The organism is Sphingomonas pseudosanguinis, assembly GCF_014196255.1.
In the GTDB taxonomy this organism is placed as follows: Bacteria; Pseudomonadota; Alphaproteobacteria; order Sphingomonadales; family Sphingomonadaceae; genus Sphingomonas; species Sphingomonas pseudosanguinis.
Window position 1 is genome coordinate 559,069 of the sequence record NZ_JACIDH010000001.1, and the last position, 18,090, is coordinate 577,158.

Consider the following 18,090-nt stretch of genomic DNA (forward strand, 5'->3'; position numbering starts at 1 on the left):
ATGGCCGTGCCGCGCACCCGCAACGAGACGCGCGCCAATATGCTGGCGCTGCTGATCCCCGCCGCGCTGCTGGCGGGCGCCTGGGCCAGCCAGCTGATCGGCGGGCTGTACCCGTGCGAGATGTGCCATTGGCAGCGCTGGCCGCATTATGCCGCGCTGGTGCCGGCGCTCCTCGCCTTTGTCGTGCCGCAGCGGAGCATTCGCGGATCGCTTGTCATCCTTGCCGCGTTGTTGATCGCGGTGTCGGGGGTGATCGGTGTGGCGCATGCCGGGGTCGAATATGGCTGGTGGCAGGGCTTCACCGCGTGCACCTCGACGGTGGATTTGACGGGGTTGAGCGCGGCGGACCGATTGAGCGCCATCATGAAGGCGCCGGTCATCCGCTGCGACGTGGCGCAATGGACGTTGGGCGGCATCTCGCTGGCGGGGTTCAATGCGATCATCTCGCTGGGCGGCGCGGCGGCGATCCTGTTGTTGATGAGGAAGGCACGATGAGCCAGCTTCGCTGGATGCCGGGCGACCGGCGCGAGACGATGAAGGCGATGATCCGGGTGGATCAGGCCGGCGAATATGGCGCGACCCGCATCTATGCCGGGCAGCTGGCGGTGCTGGGCGACCGGCATCCCGCCTCGCGCGCGATCCATCACATGGCCGAGCAGGAAGAGCGTCACCGCGCCTTTTTCGACCGGATGATCGCCGAGCGCCGCGTGCGGCCGACGCTGTTCCAGCCCTTCTGGGACAAGGCGGGCTTCGCGCTGGGCGCGATCACGGCGGCGATCGGGCCGAAGGCGGCGATGGCCTGCACCGCGGCGGTCGAGACCGAGATCGACAAACATTATCAGGCACAGCGCGACCAGCTGGGCGACAGCGATCCCGAATTGTCGGACGCCATCGCCGATTTCCAGGCCGAGGAGCTGGAGCATCGCGACCATGCGCTGGGCGCGGGCGCGGAAGAGGCGATCGCCTATCCGGTGCTGTACGGCGCGATCCGGGCGGGCTGCAAATTCGCCATCGCGGCGGCCAAGCGTATCTGAGCCGGACCAACGGGAGAGAGAGGATGAAGAACCGGACCTGGGCCGCAGTCCTGCTGGCCACCCTCGCCATGACCGGCACCGCGACGGCGCAGCAGGTCGCCGCCCCCGGCGCGATCAAGCCCAAGCCGGTCGAAGGGCCGGGCGAAGTGTCGCGCAACGCACCCGTCAACGGCGTGCTGACCCTGTTCGGCAACGAACGCTGCCCGACCGACAATAGCGGCAACGAGATCGTCGTCTGCGTCCGGCGCGGCGCGGAGGAGCAGTTCCGTGTCCCGAAGGAGCTGCGCGATCTGCAGGTGACGCCCGAGAATGAGAGCTGGGCGGTGCGCGCGACGGGCACGGTGAACGAGGGCGTCGGCGTGAACGGCATCGGCAGCTGCTCGGCGGTCGGCGCCGGCGGCGCAACCGGCTGCTTCGCGCAGCGGGTCCGCGAGAACCGGGCGGCCAATGCCGACCGGCGGCGGCAGGAGGAAGCGGGCAACCGCTGATCGCGTTTCGGTGTTTCCGGGGGGCGTGCTGGCTCACGGGCCGGGACACCCCTCCGTCAGGCCTGCGGCCTGCCACCTCCCCTTACAGGGGAGGATGACTCCCGCCTTCGTTCGGCTGAACCCACTAGGGCTCTGCCATGAGGATGTTGGGGGAGGCCGAACACCCCACCGCCGTTCAGCCTGAGCGAAGTCGAAGGCCACGGGACGCGCTTGCCCACGGCAATGCCGAGGGAAGGCGAGGGCAGGACATACGCTTCGACTCCGCTCAGCGTGAACGGCTTTGGTGGCCTGGGGCCGAGATCCGCGCGGCCGCTGTAGAACCTTACGCTGCCACGGCCTCCACCCGCCGGGCCTGCGCCATCCGGTCCATGGCGATCGTGCGGGCCGCCTCATGCGGCGTCATCCCCTCACGCGCCGCCAGCGCCAGCGTGGTCTTCATCCGCTGGCCGACGCCCATGACCCGCCGCCGCACCTCTGAGGCGTTCCAGCCGAGATGCTCGCCCGCGACATTGATGATCCCGCCGGCATTGACCAGGAAGTCCGGGGCATAGAGCACGTCGCGCTCGGCCAGGCGGACGGCCAGATCCGCATCGGCGAGCTGATTGTTGGCCGCGCCGCATACCACTCGCGCACGCAGTTGCGCGACGGCTTCGGCATCCAGCACACCGCCGAGCGCGCAGGGTGCGAACACATCGGCGCGGGCGGACAGCAGCGCCTTGCTGCTCATCACCATGGCGCCGAAGCGATCCGCCGCGCGCGCCGCCACCTCGCTGCGCGGTTCGGCGACGATCAGCTTCGCGCCCATGCCGTGCAGCAATTCGCACAGCGCGAAGCCGACATGGCCCAGCCCCTGCACCGCCACCGTGACATCGGACAGTTCGGCGTCCAGCCGGTGACGCACCGCCACCCGCATCGCCTGTACGACGCCCAGCGCGGTCCAGGGAGACGGATCGCCGCCCGGCCGGCCATCGCGCGGCGGCAGGCCGGCAACGTGGCGGGTTTCGCCCGCGACGACCTCCATATCCGCGACGCCGGTGCCGACATCCTCGGCGGTGACGTAGCGGCCCTTCAGCTCGCGGACGACCCGGCCAAAGGCGCGGAACAGCGCGGCGCGGTCATGCGGTCGTTCGGGACTGCGCAACACCGCCTTGCCACCGCCAAAGGGTAGGTCGGCCAGCGCGTTCTTCAACGCCATGCCCTCGGCCAGCCGCAGCGCGTCGACGACGGCATCCTGATCACTCGTATAGTGCCAGAAGCGACACCCGCCCGCCGCCGGCCCCAGCGCGGTCGAATGCAGTACGATGACGCCGCTCGCCCCGCTCTCGGCATCGCGAAAGGGTACCACCTCTTCGGGCGGCAGGCTGTGGCTGTCATGGGGCAATCGCATCGTCTTCATCCTCGATCTGATGCAGGCAATCTAGCCGAAGGGCCGCAGAGAAACTGGTCGCATTCGAGGGGTTTTCCCCCAAAGCGGGGATGGATCGTTCGACAATCCTGTCTTACGAGAATGATCATGCCGCATGATCTCGATATTTGGGAACGTCGTATCCTCGCGCTGCTGCAAGAGGATGCGAGTCTGTCGACCGCCGCCATCGCCGAGACGGTGGGGCTGTCCGCCTCGCCCTGCTGGCGGCGGATCGACCGGCTGGAGCGTGACGGGATCATCAAGCGGCGCGTGGCGCTGGTCGATCGCACCAAGATCGGGCTGAAGGCGCAGATCTTCGCGCAGGTGAAGCTCAACGCGCATGGCCGCGCCAATCTCGACGAGTTCACCGCCGCGATCCGCGAAGTGCCCGAAGTGATGGAGTGCCACGTCCTGATGGGCTCGGTCGACTTCATGCTGCGTATCGTCGCGGCCGATATCGAATCCTATGAACGGCTGTTCTTCGAGCGGCTGTCCAACCTGCCCGGCGTGCAGGAGATCAACTCGACGGTTGCACTGTCGGAGATCAAGTCGACGACCTCGCTGCCGATGCCGGGCTAACCAAATTCCTCCCCTGCAAGGGGAGGTGGCGCGCATAAGCGCGTCGGAGGGGGGTCCAGCTTTCGAGAGGGCGACACCCCTCCGTCAGGGCTTCGCCCTGCCACCTCCCCTTCCAGGGGAGGAATTTGGTGGTCGCGCGCTTGTCCCCGATCTTGCAGGCGGCTAGCGCCAAGGCGACCAACCAGGGGGTGATCCGATGACGCGGTGGCAGGGCTTGGGCGGCATTCGGGCGGGCCTGTTCCTTCTGGTCTGGGTCTCCTGCGCCTGGTTCGGCTCGTGGGAACTTAACCCCAACAACGCCACCCGCCTGTTCGCCGCGATCCGCATGGTCGAGGATGGCTCCGCGACCATCGATCCCTTCGCGCCGCTGACCATCGACAAGGCGCAGTTCGGTGACCATGCCTATCTCGACAAGGCGCCGGGCATGACGCTGATGGCGGTGCCGGCGGTCGCGCTGACCGATGCGGTGACGGGCGATCGCGCCGACCGGTATCAGCCGAGCGTCTTCGACTTGGGCTTCGTCGACTATCTCAAGCTGCGCACGCGGGTCGCCGCCGCGACCGGCTCGGCGCTGCTGACCGCGATCGCGGCGGTGATGCTGTTCGACCTGGCGCTGATCGTGACGGGCGGCGTCGGTGCGGGCCTGTTCGCGGCGCTGGCCTATGCGCTGGGCACGCCGATCTGGGGTTATTCCACCACGCTGCTCGGCCATGCGAGCGTGGCGGCGCTGTTCGTCATCGCGCTGGTCGGGGTTGCGCGGGGCGGCGGGCGCTGGCTGGCGGTGGCGGGACTGGCGCTCGGCTGGGCGGTGGTGGTCGAATATCAGGCGGTGCTGGCGGGATCGGTCATCGGGTTTTGGGCGCTGTGGCGGCACCGCACCGATCGCAGGGCGATCTGGCCGTTCCTGGCCGCCGGCTTGGTCGGCGTGGTGCCGCTGTTCGCCTATAATCTCTTCGCCTTCGGGACGCCGTTCCGCATCGGCTATTCGGGCGTCGTCGGGTTCGAGGGGATGCAGCAGGGGCTGTTCGGGCTGACCGTGCCGCATGTCGCGGTGCTGCGCGAAATCCTGATCGGGCCGACGCGAGGGCTGGTCTGGGTCGCGCCGATCCTGATCCTAGCGCCGATCGGCCTGTGGCAGCTGGCGGAGGCGCGCGCGACGCGCGGGCTGGCGCTGACCGCCGCCGGGGTGGCGCTGATCGCGCTGCTGGTCAATGCGGCCTATGTCTATTGGGACGGCGGCAACGCCACCGGCCCGCGCCATGCCATGCCGCTGACCGGGGTCGCGGCGCTGGGGCTGGCGCCGCTCTGGGCATCCTTGCACTGGGGATGGCAGCGGGCGGCGCTGGCGCTCCTGCTGGCGGGATCGGTGGCGATCAACCTGACGATCGCGGCGGCGGAGATTTTCGCGCCGCCCGAATATCGCTGGGCCTGGTGGCAGGCGGTGATCCAGCTTCGCTTCCGCCATGGTGACCTTCGCACCATCCCCTCCGAATGGTGGGGATGGACGACATGGGCCGGACTATATTTGTGGGTGGCCGTCGCGATCCCGCTGGCCCTGTGGCTGGTTCAGCGCGCGTGGCGCTTGAGCCCGCGCACCCGGTGCCAGATGTAGAAGGCGATCAGCACGACCAGGACGATCCCGATCGCCAGGTCGGCGCGGTGGAAAAAGGCTTTCACGCGCGGGTCCGAATCCCACTTCTCGCCCAGTTCGCGCCCGACGATCGCCAGCACCAGGCAGAAGGGCCAGCTGCCGATAAAGGTGTAGAGGTGGAAGGGGACGAGCTTCATCCGCGCGACGCCCGCCGGAAAGGCGATGAAGGTGCGGATGACCGGCAGCAACCGCCCGATCAGCACCGCGATCGAGCCATAGCGCGCGAAGAAGCGGTCGGCCGCATCCAGCTCGCCCGGCCCGATCAGCAGATATTTGCCCCAGCGCTCGGCGACCGGCCGGCCGCCGCGCTTGCCGATCTCATAGGCGACGACCGACCCCAGATTGCACCCCAGCGCGCCCGCCGTCGCGGCGAGGTACAGGTTGAACTGCCCGGTCGACACCAGATAGCCCGCGAAGGGCATGATGATCTCGGAGGGGAGCGGAATGCACGCGCTCTCGATCGCCATCAGCAGCATGATGCCCAGATAGCCGCCCGTCGAGATGACCCAGATGGCAAAGCTCGCCAGCGCGGAAAGAATATGTTCGACCATGGGGCCAGCGACTTGCGCGATCGGGGGGCGGGGGTCAATCGGAACCGCGCGAGGGGGCGGTCGGTTTGGGACGCCATGACCAAGCTGACCCTGAATGACGGCCGCAGCCTGCCCCAACTGGGCCTGGGCACCTATCAGATCCCGGATTCGCAGGCCGCGATGGTGGTGCGGCGCGGACTCGACACCGGCTATGGCCTGGTCGACACCGCCGCCATCTATGGCAATGAGCGCGGGGTGGGCGATGGCCTGCGCGATGCCGATGTCTTCCTGACCACCAAGCTGTGGAACGACCGCCACCGCGATGCCGAGGCGGCCCTCGACGAAAGCCTCGCGCTGCTGGGCGTCGAGGCGGTCGATCTATATCTGATTCACTGGCCGGTGCCGGCCGAGGACGCCTATGTCGAGGCGTGGCAGAGCCTGATCGGCTTGCGCGAGGCGGGCAAGGCCAGGTCGATCGGCGTGTCGAACTTCCTGCCCGAGCATCTCGACCGCATCATCGATGCGACCGGCGTGGTGCCGGCGGTCAACCAGATCGAACTCCACCCCCGTTTCCAGCAGCGCGAGGCGCGAGCCTATCATGAAGCCAAGGGCATCGTGACCCAGAGCTGGAGTCCGTTGGGGCAGGGCGGCGAACTCCTGAAGACGCCTGAGATCGTCGCTATTGCCGAGAAGCATGGCCGATCGACGGCGCAGGTGGTGCTGGCCTGGCATCTGGCGCACGGCCTGTCGGCGATCCCCAAGGCGGCGGATGCGGCGCACATGGCGGACAATTTCGCCGCAACGGACCTCACGCTCGACGATGAGGACATGGCCGCGATCGATGCGCTGGACGATGCGGACGGGCGGATCGGGCCTGATCCCGCGAACATGGGCGCCTGATCCGGACCAGCCGTTCCCTATAGCGGTAACGGCTGTCCCGCCTGCCGATTGTCGGATCGGCCTCGAGCCGTCCATCGCAGGGGACGAAGCAGATGTCCGGTGACATAACGCGATAGCGGCCGTTCCAGATAGACATGGCCTAGCAGCGACAGGGTACAGGTGATCGCCATGATCATGATCGTCGCGAACAGTGCCGGGGCCAGTCCGGGCGTGACGTGAAACACGTCAAACAACAGGCCGGTGACGGTTATGATGACGTAGAAATGGACCAGGTACAGAAAATATGATGCATCGCCCAAGGCGACCGGCCCCCGCCACCGCATCCGCATGAAATAGGGTTCGGCCATCATGATGCCGAAAACGAACAGGAAGGATGCGGCAAACCAATAAGGGTGGCCGTGATTATAGTCGTGATGCCCGTAAAGCATGACCATGCCGGCCAGCCCGGCTAGTGCCGTCATGATCCCGACATGGGGTGGCAGGCGATCACCGAATTTGTTCAGGAGGAACCAGATCAGCCCACCCGCTGCGAACTCGAGGATCAGCGGGTTGCCGACGATACGCCCGGTATATTCCGCCACTATCCCGACAAGAACCAGCGCCGCCAGGGTCAGCGATATGGCAAGCAAGCGTGTCGAATTGCGGGTGATCGCCAGAATGGCCACGCCTGACAGGAGGTAGAAGAACATTTCATAGGCCAGCGTCCATCCCACGCCGACGATCGGATTGGCGTCGAGGAACAGCAGGTTTTTCACGACGCGTGATGTCCGGAAATAGTGGTTCATGCCGCCGGACAGATCATTGCCCGTGATTTGCCAGACCAGAATGACCGACAGGATGACGAGCCAATAGATCGGCACGATACGCCCGACACGTTTGGCCGAGAATATATAGGCCTCCCGTCGCCCCTGGGGCAGGCCGTCCATCAGCCCGAACATGACATAGCCGCTGATGATGAAGAAGATGTCGACGCCGATCCCACCGATCCAGCCGTCGTAAAACTCCATGCCGTGTTTCAAAAGAAAGTCATGATTATGCGCCATGACGACCATCAGCGCGGCCATCGCCCGAAGCCATTGCAGGCCGATCAATTTTTTCTGCAGCATGAAGTTGGATGTTCCGACGGAGCATGCCCGTGACGCGCACAGGCGATCGCGCGCGAAGACCGCGCATGGTGATCAATGGCGATCCGCCGCTAGGTCGATGAATTCGTCATGGTTCGCCCCCGATTGGCAAGGGACGTGGTGAACATTGGCGCTTCGGTGCGATGATGGATTCGTCGACGGTCTCTGTCGGGATCAAGCGCCGGCCGAGTGTCCGGCCTGCCCCATGCGCTCGCCCCTGCGACTGTCGTCAATCCCCCTGCGCCACCGCCTCGGCCGCCATTTTCAGGTCCGCCACGAACCTTGCATATTCGATCTCTTTAGCCGCCGGGTCGGGCAGGCGCAGCAGGTAACTGGGGTGGACGGTGATGAAGGCCGTCCCGCCATCGGACAGGGTCAGCGCCTTCCCCCGCTCGCGGCCGATCGTCATGGCCTTGCCGAACAGCGACCGGGCCGCCGTCGCGCCGAGCGCCACCGTGACCCTGGGCTGGATCAGCAGGCGTTCCTGCTCGACCCACCAGCGACAGGCCTGGATTTCGCCCGCATCGGGCGAACTGTGGATGCGGCGCTTGCCACGCGGCTCGAATTTGAAATGTTTGACCGCGTTGGTGACATAGGCGCGCGCGCGGTCGATGCCGGCCTCGGCCACGGCGCGGTCGAAGACTTGGCCGGCGGGGCCGACAAAGGGATGGCCGGCCAGATCTTCCTGGTCGCCGGGCTGTTCGCCGACGAACATCAGGGCGGCGTCGACCGGGCCTTCGCCGAACACCGTCTGGGTCGCGGGCGCATGGAGCGGGCAGCGCGTGCAGGTCATCGCCTCGTCGCGCAAAGCCGCCCAGGCCGCTTGCGCATTGCCGCCGCGCCCGGAGCGGACATCCACCTTCGCCGTATCGATCATGCCCGTCTCCCGCGCGTGCGCGCCTGCGATCAGTTGCGGGACCAACGCGGTTTCCGGCATGTTTTTCCAGTATTTGCGCGGCATCTCCTTCAACATCGCGCCGATCTTGACGCGGGCGGGATTGAAGATGCTGGCATAATAGGTCTTCCACACCGCCTCGGTCGGATCGCCCTCGGGGGCGTCGGCGCGTGCGGCGCCGGGGCCTTCGGTGAGGGTCTTGCCGTCCCAGTGGAGCGAGACCTCGGGCGTCAGGATCGACCAGCGCATCGTGGTGAAGCGGTTGACAAAAAAGGCCGCATTGGCGCGCACGATATGATGCTCGGGCTCGAACCAGGCGACATAGCGCGGGCCGTCTGTATCCTCGGTCTCGCGGAAGCGGAGGAAGGCACGCATCTTGTGGATGTCGCGGCGCACCGCCTTGGCCAGCCGGTCGAGGCGGCGGATCAGCGGGTCGGCCTGATCCTCGATCAGCCGGGGCTGGCGACGCAGTCGGTCGAGTGCGGTGTGGAGCAGGGCGAACCGCTCCGGGTCGTTGGACAGGATGACGCTGCGCGCGAGGTCGATGAAGGCGCGCGATACCGAGAAGCGCGGGGCGGCGGCGGCCGGGCTGTCGTCGGCGACCGCGCCGAACAGGTCGGCGGGTTGGTCGCCGACCTGCCACACGACCTGATCGGGTGGTACGCTGTCCGTGATCAGACCGCGTGCGGCGTCACGCCAGGCGTCGAAGTCGTCCGGGGCGGGGAGGGTTATGATGCGCATGGGTTAGTGGGGGTGGCCCAACGCTATTCCTCCCCTGCAAGGGGAGGGGCACCATGCGCAGCATGGTTGAGGGGTGTCCCGCTCTCGATAGGTGGACACCCCTCCGTCAGGGCTTCGCCCTGCCACCTCCCCTTACAGGGGAGGAATAGGCTGGCAGCTAAATTCAATCGCGCTCGTCTCCGCCGGGCGGGTTGGCCTTGGCTTCCTTCGCCTCGATGGGTTTGCGCTCTTCGTAAATCTCCGCCAGCTTCTGCTCGGTCGCGTCGTCGAGCTCCTTCTCGGCGGCCGGGAACATCTCTTCCTCTTCCTCATCGATATGATGCTCATAGCGATGGCGCATGTGGAAGAATTTGGATTCCCACTCGTCCGACGCGAAGTCGAGGTCCATCATCTCGCCGAGCAGATCGTCGATCTCCTTATGCTCGGACACCGAGTGGCGCGCATCGTCGCGCAGTTCGGGCTCGCCCAGCATGGTCGCATAGAGCGACTCTTCCTCGGCGGCGGCATGGCTCTGGATTTCGATGCGGAACGCCTCGAACAGCTTCTTGCGCTTAGGCCCATCGCCCTTCAGCTCGGCGAGTTCCTTCAGCATCTCGCGCTGCTTGTCGTGATCGCGCTTGAGGTCGGCGTAGATTTCGGCGGTGGCCATGATCGTCTCCTTCGCGATGCCCAACGGCGCAAGGTGATGCCCGTTTCACCCGCGAATCACTCTCATGGAATCAAGGGCACTCAGGCAAAGAGTTCGAACTGCTCTGTCTTCGGCTTGACCAGCGGTTTCAGGTCCGCCCGCTCGGCCAGCGCCACGGGCCGCCAGTCCTCGGCGATCAGGAAGGGGCGCAGCTTGGTGATCGAGACGGTCAGCCGCCCGACATCCTCCAACCGCAGCTTGCGCCATTTGCGGGTGGCGATGATCCGGTCGACCGCCTTCACGCCCAGTCCCGGCACGCGCAGCAGCATCTCGCGCGGGGCACGGTTCACATCGACCGGGAAATGCTGACGGAATTTCAGCGCCCAGGCGAGCTTGGGATCGATGTCGAGCGGCAGCATCCCCGTCGCTTCATCGGCGGCGGCGGCCACTTCGCGCGGCTGATAGTCGTAGAAGCGCATCAGCCAGTCCGACTGGTACAGCCGATGCTCGCGCATCAACGGCGGCCGTTGCAGCGGCAGGACGGCGGAGGCATCGGGGATCGGGCTGAACGCCGAATAATAGACACGGCGCAGACGGAAACGGTCATAGAGCGTCGCCGCGCGTCCGACGATGTCGCGGTCGGTCGCGGCATCCGCGCCGACGATCATCTGGGTCGACTGGCCGGCGGGCGCGAAGCCGGGGGCGGACTTGTATTTCTTTGCCGCGTCGGTGCGATCCTCGATCGCGGTCTTCACATCGGCCATCGCGCCTTCGATCCGGCCCGCATCCTTTTCGGGCGCGAGGCGACGCAGCCCGCCGACGGTCGGAAGTTCGACGTTGATCGACACGCGGTCGGCATGGACACCCGCCAGCCGGACCAGCTCGGGATCGGCGTCGGGAATGGTCTTCAGATGGATATAGCCGCGAAAGCCATGGTCTTCGCGCAGGGATCTCGCGACCTCGACGATCTGCTCCATCGTATAGTTGGAGGACTTGATGATGCCCGAGGAGAGGAATAGCCCCTCGATATAATTGCGCCGGTAGAAGGCGAGCGTCAGGTTCACCACTTCCTGCGCGGTGAAGCGCGCGCGGCGGACGTTCGACGATTTGCGATTGATGCAATAATGGCAGTCGAAGATGCAGCTGTTCGTCAGCAGGATCTTCAACAGCGAGATACAGCGGCCGTCAGGCGCATAGGCGTGGCAGATGCCCATGCCCTCGGTCGAGCCGATCCCCTTGCCGTCGCGGCTGTTGCGTTTCGACGTGCCCGACGACGCACAGGAGGCGTCATATTTAGCGGCATCCGCCAGGATCGCCAGCTTTTCACGGGTGTCGAGTTGCGCCATGTGTTCGATATATGTTCGCGCCTGCGGCGGGGCAAGCGGAACTCCGCCAGTCATCGGCCGTACAGGCCGTCTGATCCAGATTGGCGGCGTCGAGGGGAGACGGATGATGCGTAAGATGATGATCGCGCTGGCTTTGGCGGGTATGAGCGGGGCGGGTATGAGCGGGGCGGGTTTGAGCGGCCCCGTGCTGGCGCAGGGGGTGGAAACCAACGTCAAGACCGCCGACTATGAATTCGCCTATCGCTATCCCGCCGCCGCCGCGCGGATACCGGGCCTGAAGGCGTGGCTGGAAAAGGACAAGACGGCGATCCGCGCCGAGACCGCGCGCGACGGTGCCGCCGGCCGGCGCGAGGCGAAGCAATCGGGCTTTCCCTATCGCCGCTATTCCTATGAAAAGACGTGGAAGGTGGTGGCGGAGACGCCGCGTTTCCTCAGCCTGTCGGGCGACAGCTATGACTATACCGGCGGCGCGCATGGCACGCCGGCATCCTCGGCGCTGCTGTGGGACAAGGCGAAGGCGCGGCGGCTGGATACGACATCGGTCTTCGCCTCGCTGCCCGCGCTACAGGGCGCGATCCGTGCCGATTATTGCACCAAGCTCAAGGCTGAGCAGCGGCGGCGGACGGAGGGCAGCCCGTCGTCGATGAACATCTGCCCGCCGCTCAAGGACCTGACCCTGCTGCTGGGGTCGTCGAGCGGCCGGGCGATCGACCGGATCGGACTGATCGCCGATCCCTATGTCGCTGGCTCCTATGCCGAGGGGAATTACGAAGTGACGCTGCCGGTCGAAGAGGGGGGAGTCGCGATGGATCGTAAAGGGCTATGGCGCGTCATCCTTCTGATGGCCACGCCGCTGACGTTCGTGGGTTCGGCCGGCGCCGATCCTGCTCCGGCCGCGTCAGCCGATCGAGTGGAGCAGGTGCGCATCCCGTCCGCACCGGGCGTCGTGCTTTACGGGGAACTCCGTCTCCCCGCAGGATCGCATGGCCGTTACCCGCTTGTCCTGCTGCTCGGCGGGGGCGGCGCTTCACCGCATGGCATCTATCCCCTGCTTGAGGCCCGGCTTCATGCCAAGGGTATCGCCACGTTCAGCTTCGACAAGCGCGGCGTGGGCCAGTCGACCGGCGCATTTCAGGACGCGATCGAACTGGCCGAGCAGGACGCGCGTGCGGTGTTGGCCCATCTGCGTTCGCGCACCGATGTGATCGATGGCGATCGTGTCGCGATCTTGGGGTTGAGCCAGGGCGCGGTGATCGCCCCCGTCCTGGCGGTGGAAAATCCCTCCATCGCGGCTCTGGTGCTGCTGGCGGCGCCGGCGGGTGAACAAGGGCGCATGTTCTTAGACGCAATGCGGGAAAAGCTGGCAGCCTCCGGCATGGCGGCACAGGCCGTCGATAACGTCGTCGAGGCGACGCGGCATTATCTCGACGGCTTGACCGGGGCGGCCGCCGCCGATGCCATAGCTTTGCATCGGGCAGGTCTGGTGGACGCCTTCGTCAAGGCGGGGTGGCGGCGGGACCAGGCGGAAGGGGCGGTCAAGACATTGGCCGATCCGGCGACGGCATCGCTCTATCGGGTCGCGGCCAGCAAGACCCTGTCACAGGTCAAGGCGCCGGTACTGGCGATCTATGCCGCCGACGACACGGTCGTGTCCACGTCGCTGAGCATAGCCGAGGCCCGGCGTGCGCTCGCCGATAATGCCGATGCCCATGTCGTCGAGATGCCCAATGTCGAACATGGCTTCAAGCCGCTCGTCGCCACGGCTTCGGGAAGGAAGGAATATGCCGGGTGGCCGATTTCCGACCCGGCGACACTGGATGTCATCGACGCATGGCTGCCGAAGCGGGTGAAGGCACCGCTAGGCTCGCGGTAATGCGGGAAACGGCTGGCGCGTGGTTCGCCCGCTCCAGCTCAACCCTGACGCCGCCCGCGCCCCTTGGTCATCGGGTCGGGCTTTTTCGGCGGCACCCAGCCTTCGGGGCGTTCGGGGCGGGACTGGCTAGTGCCTAGCCCCATCGCGCCGGGGCGCTGGCGGGTCAGGCCGCTGGTGTCGACGTCCGTATCGTCAGCGCCGCCGCGTAAGAGGTTGATGCGGTCGCGCAAGGCCCGCGCCTCCTCGAAGTCGAGGCGTTCGGCGGCCGCCTCCATCTGGCGGCGCAGCTCTTCGAGGGTGGGGGCGGTCATCCCCGGATCAACGCCTCAGGCGGCGATGCGTGCCGCCTCGGTCTCGGCGATCCAGCCGCCGCCCAGCACCCGGTCGCCGTCGTACAGCACCGCCGCCTGACCGGGCGACACCCCATATTCGGGCGCGTCGAAGACCAGCCGGTCGCCGACCATGCGCGCGGGGACCGGCTTGGCCATCGAGCGGACCTTGGCGAAGAGCGGACCGTCCAGCGGGCCCAGCACGTTCATGCCCGTCAGCCGCGCGGCTTCGACCGCCAGCGCGGTGCGCGGACCGACGACGACGCGCTTGGTATCGGGCTCCAGCCGGACGACATAGAGCGGCTCGGGGCTGCCGCCGATCTCCAGCCCGCGCCGCTGGCCCACCGTATAGTGAATCAGCCCGCGATGCTCGCCCAGCTTCGTGCCCGCCAGGTCGACGATGTCGCCGCGTGTATCCGATTCCGGACGCAATTTTTTGACGAGGCCGGCATAGTCGCCATCGGGGACGAAGCAGATGTCCTGGCTGTCGGGCTTGGCCGCGACGCCCAGACCCAGTTCGGCGGCGATCTCGCGCACCCGCGACTTCGGCAGCGCGCCCAGCGGGAAGCGCAGGAAGTTCAACTGCTCTTGCGTCGTGGCGAACAGGAAATAGCTCTGGTCGCGCGCCGGATCGGCGCCGCGATGCAGCTCCGCGCCGGCCGCCCCCTCGACCCGGCGGACATAATGGCCGGTCGCCAGGCAGTCCGCGCCCAGATCGCGCGCCAGCTTCAGCAGGTCGGTGAATTTCGGCCCCATATTGCACTGGACGCACGGGATGGGGGTGCGCCCGGCGAGATACTCATCGGCGAAGCGGTCAACCACTTGGGTTCGAAAACTGTCTTCATGATCAAAGACATAGTGGGCGATACCCAGCCGATCGCACACCGCGCGCGCGTCGCGGATGTCGCGTCCCGCGCAGCACGCGCCGGCGCGGCCGACCGCCTCGCCATGGTCATAGAGTTGCAGCGTGACGCCGATCGTCTCGGCGCCCGTGGCATGGGCGAGCGCGGCCACGACCGAGCTGTCGACCCCGCCCGACATCGCCACCACGATCCGCTTGGCCCGGGGATCGCCCCCAAGCTGAAAATCCACCATCTGCTCCATGGTCGCCCCCATACGCCTTTCCGATGGGTCATGCAAAAAGCACGGCTCGACGATCGGGGCGGGGGTGGCGGGGGTTGCGAAAAAAGGGGAAGGTTTCACGACCTTTACCGTGTTTTCATATCCGGCCGATATGCAGGGGACAGACCAGACAGGGATGGATTGCGCTTTTGGACCTCAGCTTCAACCGGTTCGATCGGGATACCGAACTCACCGTGTTGCCGCCCGATCTGGCGGTGCTGATGGTCGGCGTGACCGCGCGTCAGGCGGCGAGCCTGACCGCGGCCGTCCAAGCGGGTCTGGTGCGCGCGGCCCCCGATCCGTCGCTGTTCGCGCCGCTGGACGGAGCGTTCAACGGCCCGATGGCCCGGGCTTTGACGCAATGGAGAGCGGGTGAATGATGCGTTAACCGCACGGCGATAGGTGATGTTCAACGGCCCGTGTCCATAAAGGCCCTGGTAAACGATATGGGGTAGGGAGCCCCGACGAGGTAATGATGATCGAGAACCAGAAGATCCGCCCCGCAAAGGTAATCGGACCGCTCGGCGAACCGCTGACGCTGGATACCTTGCCGCCGCCCAGCACCACGCGCTGGGTCGTCCGTCGCAAGGCGGAAGTGGTGGCGGCCGTCAATGGCGGCCTGCTCTCGGTGGACGAGGTGTGCGACCGCTACGGTCTGACCGTGGAGGAGTTCGCCGGGTGGCAGCGGGCGATCGACCGCTCGGGCATGCCGGGCCTGCGCGTCACCCGCATCCAGCATTATCGCTCGCTCTACGAACGTCAGCAGAAATATTGACAAATCGATTTTGCGCCGAATCGATGATACGGGCGCGGAACAAGTAGCGCATTCGCACGTCTTTTCCCCGTGTCCCGCTCGCGGGCCCAACGGAGGGAAAGACAATGGGTATTATCCTGTGGCTTATCGTCGGTGGTGTCATTGGCTGGCTGGCCAGCATCATCATGCGTACCGATGCTCAGCAGGGCATCTTCCTGAATATCGTCGTCGGCGTTGTCGGCGCATTCATCGGCGGCCTGATCTTTGCGGGCGGTTCGATCAACAATGCGGGTCTGACCCTGACCTCGTTCCTCGTTTCGCTGCTGGGCGCTGTCGTCCTGCTGGCGATCGTGAACCTCGTTCGTCGCGGTCGGGTGCGTTAATCGCATCTGCCTGACGAAGGATCGAAAGGCCGTCCGGGCGACCGGGCGGCCTTTTCGCATATGGGTGTTCGGCCGCAGCGCCCTCGTGGTGCGGCACCGGTCGTCCCGGCGGGTTTGCCATGACGAACGGGCCGGTGACGCCCGCCCCCATGCCCGGACGGCGATGGGGGCGGGATCGGTTCAGCCCAGCAGGAAGCGGACCGAGACGTTGACGGTGACGTCGCGCTCGCCGGGGGCGATGCTGGTCGGGGCGGCGACTTCGGCCGCCATCGCACGCAGCATGACGGGGCGGACGGGACCGCCCGCATTCTCGCCATTTTCGGTGATCGACACGATGCGCACGACGCGCAGGCCGGCCGCCTTGGCATAGAGCTCGGCACGGGCGCGGGCGCGCTTGACCGCATCGGCGCGCGCCTCGTCCAGCGCGGCATCGGGATTGTCGAGCGACAAATTGGGGCCGTCGATCTGGTTGGCCCCCTGCGCGACCAGCGCGTCGAGCACGCTGCCCGACTTGGCGATGTCGCGGAAGCGGATGCTGAGCGTGTTGGTCGCCTGATAGCCGGTGATCACCGGCGGCACATTCTCGCCATAGCGATATTGCGGCTGGAGCTGGACGGTCGCGGTCTGGATGTCGCGATCGGCGACGCCGGCACGCTTCACCGCCGCCAGCACGCGCTGCATCCGCGCGGCATTGTCGGACAGCGCGGCGGCGGCGGTCGCCCCCTGGCTGACCACGCCGGCGCGGATCGTCGCCAGGTCCGGCACGCGGCTCGTCCGCCCCTCGGCCGAGACGTCGAGGACGGTGCCGGCGGCGGGCACCAGCGGCTCGACCGTGGTGGGGGCGGGCGCCGACTGCGCGCCGGCGATACCGGGCAGCAGCGCGGCGGGGGCCAGCATGGCGGTGAGCAGGATCTTGTTCATCAGTATCTCCCTCGATGTGGACAAGTCTTTGGCCTGATGCGGCAAAACGTGCGATGAACGCGCCACATTCCTTCTGGAGCCGCCTGAATCGGGTGATGTGCAAAGGCGCTTGAGGAGAGTGATGTATTTCTATAATACAGCATCAAAGTGGCGCATCCTGCGTGGTGGAGCGACATAGAGGATGCGGAGCGGGGATTGGTGGCGAACATGAATTACGAGACGGGTGCGATCGGTGGCGGCCAGCATCTGGAGCTTGAGGGGCCGGCGCCAAGCAAGCGGTCGCGCTGGATCGCGATCGTCGCGGTCCTGCTGGTCGCGGGGCTGGCCGCCTGGTTCTTCCTCGGCAACAAGAAGCATGAGGCCGGCGCCACGGCGGGGGCGGGGACCCAGGTGCCCAACATCACCGTCATCGTTCCCGGCCAGCAATCGGTCAGCCGGCTGATCTCGGCCACCGGCACGCTGGCGGCGCGGCGCGAGATGCCGGTCGGCGTCGCGGGTGAGGGCGGGCTGGTCACACGCGTGCTGGTCGAACCCGGCCAGTGGGTCGGCGCGGGCCAGGTGCTGGCGACGGTCGACCGCTCGGTCCAGACCCAGACCGCCTCGGCGCTCAACGCGCAGGTCGCGGTGGCGCAGTCGGATCAGCAGATCGCGCAGGCCGAGCTCGACCGTGCGCAGCAGCTGGTCGATCGCGGGTTCATCTCCAAGGCCGATCTGCAACGCCGCACCGCGACCCGCGATGCCGCCGCCGCCCGCGTCCGCGCGGCGCAGGCGACCTATCGCGAGGCGCAGGCGCGCAACGGCCGGCTCGACATCCGCGCCCCCGCCGCCGGCCTGATCCTGACCCGCGCCGCCGAGCCGGGCCAGATCGTCAGCTCGGGCTCGGGCGTATTGTTCCGCATGGCGATGGGCGGGCAGATGGAATTGCGCGCGCAGCTCGCCGAATCCGATCTCGTCGGCCTCAGCGTCGGCGCGCCCGCTACGGTCAAGCCGGTCGGCGGCGACCAGAGCTTCAAGGGCGAGGTGTGGCAGGTGTCGCCGGTCATCGATCCGCAGACGCGACAGGGCGTCGCGCGCATCGCCCTGTCCTATGACCCGGCGCTGCGTCCGGGCGGCTTTGCGGCGGCGACGATCCGCGGCGGCACGGCCAATGCGCCGCTGCTCCCCGATTCGGCGATCCAGAGCGACGACAAGGGCAGCTTCGTCTACATCGTCGGCCCCGACAACAAGGTCGCGCGCCGCGACATCAAGATCGGCCAGGTATCGGACAGCGGCGTGACCATCGCCTCGGGCCTGAACGGCAGCGAACGGGTGGTGCGTTCGGCGGGCGGCTTCCTGGCACCGGGCCAGGTGGTGCACCCGATCCTCGCGGGCCGGGAGGCCAAGTGAC

General features: G+C 66.9%; 20 protein-coding genes. 11 read left to right on the forward strand and 9 right to left on the reverse strand.

Features of this window, described 5'->3' with window-relative positions; translation table 11 throughout:
- Genes GGR48_RS02605 through GGR48_RS02615 form a run of 3 tightly spaced genes read left to right on the forward strand, consistent with a single transcriptional unit; the run spans position 1 to position 1,522 of the window.
- The gene (locus GGR48_RS02605) at positions 1 to 495 is read left to right on the forward strand and encodes a disulfide bond formation protein B (protein ID WP_183950611.1); all 495 of its coding nucleotides are present in this window, start codon (positions 1 to 3) and stop codon (positions 493 to 495) included.
- Positions 492 to 1,034, forward strand: coding sequence for a demethoxyubiquinone hydroxylase family protein (locus tag GGR48_RS02610; RefSeq protein ID WP_183950330.1), 543 nt, complete (start codon positions 492 to 494; stop codon positions 1,032 to 1,034). Before GGR48_RS02605 ends, GGR48_RS02610 begins: the two co-directional genes overlap by 4 nt.
- Positions 1,035 to 1,057: 23 nt before the next feature.
- A complete protein-coding gene (locus tag GGR48_RS02615; RefSeq protein ID WP_183950331.1) occupies positions 1,058 to 1,522 on the forward strand; it encodes a hypothetical protein in 465 nt (154 codons plus the stop codon).
- Positions 1,523 to 1,844: 322 nt separating this feature from the next.
- On the opposite strand, the gene GGR48_RS02620 is transcribed toward GGR48_RS02615, so the two are convergent.
- Positions 1,845 to 2,909, reverse strand: a complete 1,065-nt coding sequence (locus GGR48_RS02620) for a Glu/Leu/Phe/Val family dehydrogenase (RefSeq protein WP_183950332.1) — start codon at positions 2,907 to 2,909, stop codon at positions 1,845 to 1,847.
- Between the two features lie 126 nt (positions 2,910 to 3,035).
- On the opposite strand from GGR48_RS02620, the gene GGR48_RS02625 reads away from it, so the two are divergent.
- Together GGR48_RS02625 and GGR48_RS02630 are read left to right on the forward strand one after the other, a co-directional pair.
- Positions 3,036 to 3,506 carry an Lrp/AsnC family transcriptional regulator gene (locus tag GGR48_RS02625; RefSeq protein WP_183950333.1) on the forward strand — a complete coding sequence of 157 codons (471 nt, stop codon included), beginning with the start codon at positions 3,036 to 3,038 and terminating at the stop codon, positions 3,504 to 3,506.
- Positions 3,507 to 3,702: 196 nt separating this feature from the next.
- On the forward strand, positions 3,703 to 5,118 hold the full coding sequence (locus GGR48_RS02630) for a hypothetical protein (RefSeq protein WP_183950334.1): 1,416 nt from the start codon (positions 3,703 to 3,705) through the stop codon (positions 5,116 to 5,118).
- On the opposite strand, the gene GGR48_RS02635 is transcribed toward GGR48_RS02630, so the two are convergent.
- Entirely contained in the window at positions 5,073 to 5,708 is a 636-nt protein-coding gene (locus GGR48_RS02635) for a DedA family protein (RefSeq protein ID WP_183950335.1), read from the reverse strand. The two genes, GGR48_RS02630 and GGR48_RS02635, sit on opposite strands and share 46 nt — an antisense overlap.
- Before the next feature lie 75 nt (positions 5,709 to 5,783).
- Here GGR48_RS02635 and GGR48_RS02640 point away from each other — a divergent pair, with 75 nt between their 5' ends.
- The gene (locus GGR48_RS02640) at positions 5,784 to 6,587 is read left to right on the forward strand and encodes an aldo/keto reductase (protein WP_183950336.1); all 804 of its coding nucleotides are present in this window, start codon (positions 5,784 to 5,786) and stop codon (positions 6,585 to 6,587) included.
- Between the two features lie 17 nt (positions 6,588 to 6,604).
- Here GGR48_RS02640 and GGR48_RS02645 read toward each other — a convergent pair whose 3' ends face one another.
- The 4 genes from GGR48_RS02645 to GGR48_RS02660 all read right to left on the reverse strand — a co-directional run bounded on the left by GGR48_RS02645 (position 6,605) and on the right by GGR48_RS02660 (position 11,321).
- Positions 6,605 to 7,693 (reverse strand): acyltransferase family protein, encoded by a 1,089-nt coding sequence (locus tag GGR48_RS02645; RefSeq protein ID WP_183950337.1) that lies wholly within the window; start codon positions 7,691 to 7,693, stop codon positions 6,605 to 6,607.
- Between the two features lie 247 nt (positions 7,694 to 7,940).
- Positions 7,941 to 9,347 (reverse strand): UdgX family uracil-DNA binding protein, encoded by a 1,407-nt coding sequence (locus GGR48_RS02650; protein ID WP_183950338.1) that lies wholly within the window; start codon positions 9,345 to 9,347, stop codon positions 7,941 to 7,943.
- A gap of 163 nt (positions 9,348 to 9,510) precedes the next feature.
- A complete protein-coding gene (locus tag GGR48_RS02655; protein WP_183950339.1) occupies positions 9,511 to 9,996 on the reverse strand; it encodes a hemerythrin domain-containing protein in 486 nt (161 codons plus the stop codon).
- An 80-nt stretch (positions 9,997 to 10,076) separates the two neighbouring features.
- The gene (locus GGR48_RS02660) at positions 10,077 to 11,321 is read right to left on the reverse strand and encodes a putative DNA modification/repair radical SAM protein (RefSeq protein ID WP_183950340.1); all 1,245 of its coding nucleotides are present in this window, start codon (positions 11,319 to 11,321) and stop codon (positions 10,077 to 10,079) included.
- A gap of 106 nt (positions 11,322 to 11,427) precedes the next feature.
- Here GGR48_RS02660 and GGR48_RS02665 point away from each other — a divergent pair, with 106 nt between their 5' ends.
- Entirely contained in the window at positions 11,428 to 13,194 is a 1,767-nt protein-coding gene (locus GGR48_RS02665) for an alpha/beta fold hydrolase (protein WP_183950341.1), read from the forward strand.
- 38 nt (positions 13,195 to 13,232) lie between these two features.
- Here the strand turns inward: GGR48_RS02665 and GGR48_RS02670 are convergent, their stop codons facing one another.
- A complete protein-coding gene (locus GGR48_RS02670) occupies positions 13,233 to 13,505 on the reverse strand; it encodes a UvrB/UvrC motif-containing protein (RefSeq protein WP_183950342.1) in 273 nt (90 codons plus the stop codon).
- A 15-nt stretch (positions 13,506 to 13,520) separates the two neighbouring features.
- Positions 13,521 to 14,618 (reverse strand): tRNA 2-thiouridine(34) synthase MnmA, encoded by a 1,098-nt coding sequence (gene mnmA / locus GGR48_RS02675; protein WP_183950612.1) that lies wholly within the window; start codon positions 14,616 to 14,618, stop codon positions 13,521 to 13,523.
- Between the two features lie 176 nt (positions 14,619 to 14,794).
- On the opposite strand from mnmA, the gene GGR48_RS02680 reads away from it, so the two are divergent.
- The 3 genes from GGR48_RS02680 (at position 14,795) to GGR48_RS02690 (ending at position 15,782) form a co-directional block, all read left to right on the forward strand.
- On the forward strand, positions 14,795 to 15,025 hold the full coding sequence (locus GGR48_RS02680) for a hypothetical protein (protein ID WP_183950343.1): 231 nt from the start codon (positions 14,795 to 14,797) through the stop codon (positions 15,023 to 15,025).
- A gap of 95 nt (positions 15,026 to 15,120) precedes the next feature.
- Positions 15,121 to 15,420 carry a CtrA inhibitor SciP gene (gene sciP, locus GGR48_RS02685; protein ID WP_042484057.1) on the forward strand — a complete coding sequence of 100 codons (300 nt, stop codon included), beginning with the start codon at positions 15,121 to 15,123 and terminating at the stop codon, positions 15,418 to 15,420.
- A 104-nt stretch (positions 15,421 to 15,524) separates the two neighbouring features.
- Positions 15,525 to 15,782, forward strand: coding sequence for a GlsB/YeaQ/YmgE family stress response membrane protein (locus GGR48_RS02690; RefSeq protein ID WP_042483991.1), 258 nt, complete (start codon positions 15,525 to 15,527; stop codon positions 15,780 to 15,782).
- 180 nt (positions 15,783 to 15,962) lie between these two features.
- Here the strand turns inward: GGR48_RS02690 and GGR48_RS02695 are convergent, their stop codons facing one another.
- Positions 15,963 to 16,703 carry an SIMPL domain-containing protein gene (locus GGR48_RS02695; RefSeq protein ID WP_183950344.1) on the reverse strand — a complete coding sequence of 247 codons (741 nt, stop codon included), beginning with the start codon at positions 16,701 to 16,703 and terminating at the stop codon, positions 15,963 to 15,965.
- A gap of 207 nt (positions 16,704 to 16,910) precedes the next feature.
- Here GGR48_RS02695 and GGR48_RS02700 point away from each other — a divergent pair, with 207 nt between their 5' ends.
- Positions 16,911 to 18,089: an efflux RND transporter periplasmic adaptor subunit gene (locus GGR48_RS02700; RefSeq protein ID WP_183950613.1), complete on the forward strand. Its 1,179-nt coding sequence runs from the start codon at positions 16,911 to 16,913 to the stop codon at positions 18,087 to 18,089.
- The last annotated feature ends 1 nt before the right edge of the window (position 18,090 follow it).

Excerpts from the sequence above, each read along its gene's own strand:
- GGR48_RS02620 (WP_183950332.1), bottom strand. The coding sequence starts at position 2,909 with ATGCGATTGCCCCATGACAGCCACAGCCTGCCGCCCGAAGAGGTGGTA.
- GGR48_RS02655 (WP_183950339.1), bottom strand. The coding sequence starts at position 9,996 with ATGGCCACCGCCGAAATCTACGCCGACCTCAAGCGCGATCACGACAAG.
- GGR48_RS02605 (WP_183950611.1), top strand. The coding sequence starts at position 1 with ATGGCCGTGCCGCGCACCCGCAACGAGACGCGCGCCAATATGCTGGCG.
- GGR48_RS02660 (WP_183950340.1), bottom strand. The coding sequence starts at position 11,321 with ATGGCGCAACTCGACACCCGTGAAAAGCTGGCGATCCTGGCGGATGCC.
- mnmA (WP_183950612.1), bottom strand. The coding sequence starts at position 14,618 with ATGGTGGATTTTCAGCTTGGGGGCGATCCCCGGGCCAAGCGGATCGTG.
- GGR48_RS02650 (WP_183950338.1), bottom strand. The coding sequence starts at position 9,347 with ATGCGCATCATAACCCTCCCCGCCCCGGACGACTTCGACGCCTGGCGT.
- sciP (WP_042484057.1), top strand. The coding sequence starts at position 15,121 with ATGATCGAGAACCAGAAGATCCGCCCCGCAAAGGTAATCGGACCGCTC.
- GGR48_RS02610 (WP_183950330.1), top strand. The coding sequence starts at position 492 with ATGAGCCAGCTTCGCTGGATGCCGGGCGACCGGCGCGAGACGATGAAG.
- GGR48_RS02625 (WP_183950333.1), top strand. The coding sequence starts at position 3,036 with ATGCCGCATGATCTCGATATTTGGGAACGTCGTATCCTCGCGCTGCTG.
- GGR48_RS02695 (WP_183950344.1), bottom strand. The coding sequence starts at position 16,703 with ATGAACAAGATCCTGCTCACCGCCATGCTGGCCCCCGCCGCGCTGCTG.
- GGR48_RS02635 (WP_183950335.1), bottom strand. The coding sequence starts at position 5,708 with ATGGTCGAACATATTCTTTCCGCGCTGGCGAGCTTTGCCATCTGGGTC.
- GGR48_RS02670 (WP_183950342.1), bottom strand. The coding sequence starts at position 13,505 with ATGACCGCCCCCACCCTCGAAGAGCTGCGCCGCCAGATGGAGGCGGCC.
- GGR48_RS02640 (WP_183950336.1), top strand. The coding sequence starts at position 5,784 with ATGACCAAGCTGACCCTGAATGACGGCCGCAGCCTGCCCCAACTGGGC.
- GGR48_RS02700 (WP_183950613.1), top strand. The coding sequence starts at position 16,911 with ATGAATTACGAGACGGGTGCGATCGGTGGCGGCCAGCATCTGGAGCTT.
- GGR48_RS02630 (WP_183950334.1), top strand. The coding sequence starts at position 3,703 with ATGACGCGGTGGCAGGGCTTGGGCGGCATTCGGGCGGGCCTGTTCCTT.
- GGR48_RS02615 (WP_183950331.1), top strand. The coding sequence starts at position 1,058 with ATGAAGAACCGGACCTGGGCCGCAGTCCTGCTGGCCACCCTCGCCATG.
- GGR48_RS02690 (WP_042483991.1), top strand. The coding sequence starts at position 15,525 with ATGGGTATTATCCTGTGGCTTATCGTCGGTGGTGTCATTGGCTGGCTG.
- GGR48_RS02645 (WP_183950337.1), bottom strand. The coding sequence starts at position 7,693 with ATGCTGCAGAAAAAATTGATCGGCCTGCAATGGCTTCGGGCGATGGCC.
- GGR48_RS02665 (WP_183950341.1), top strand. The coding sequence starts at position 11,428 with ATGCGTAAGATGATGATCGCGCTGGCTTTGGCGGGTATGAGCGGGGCG.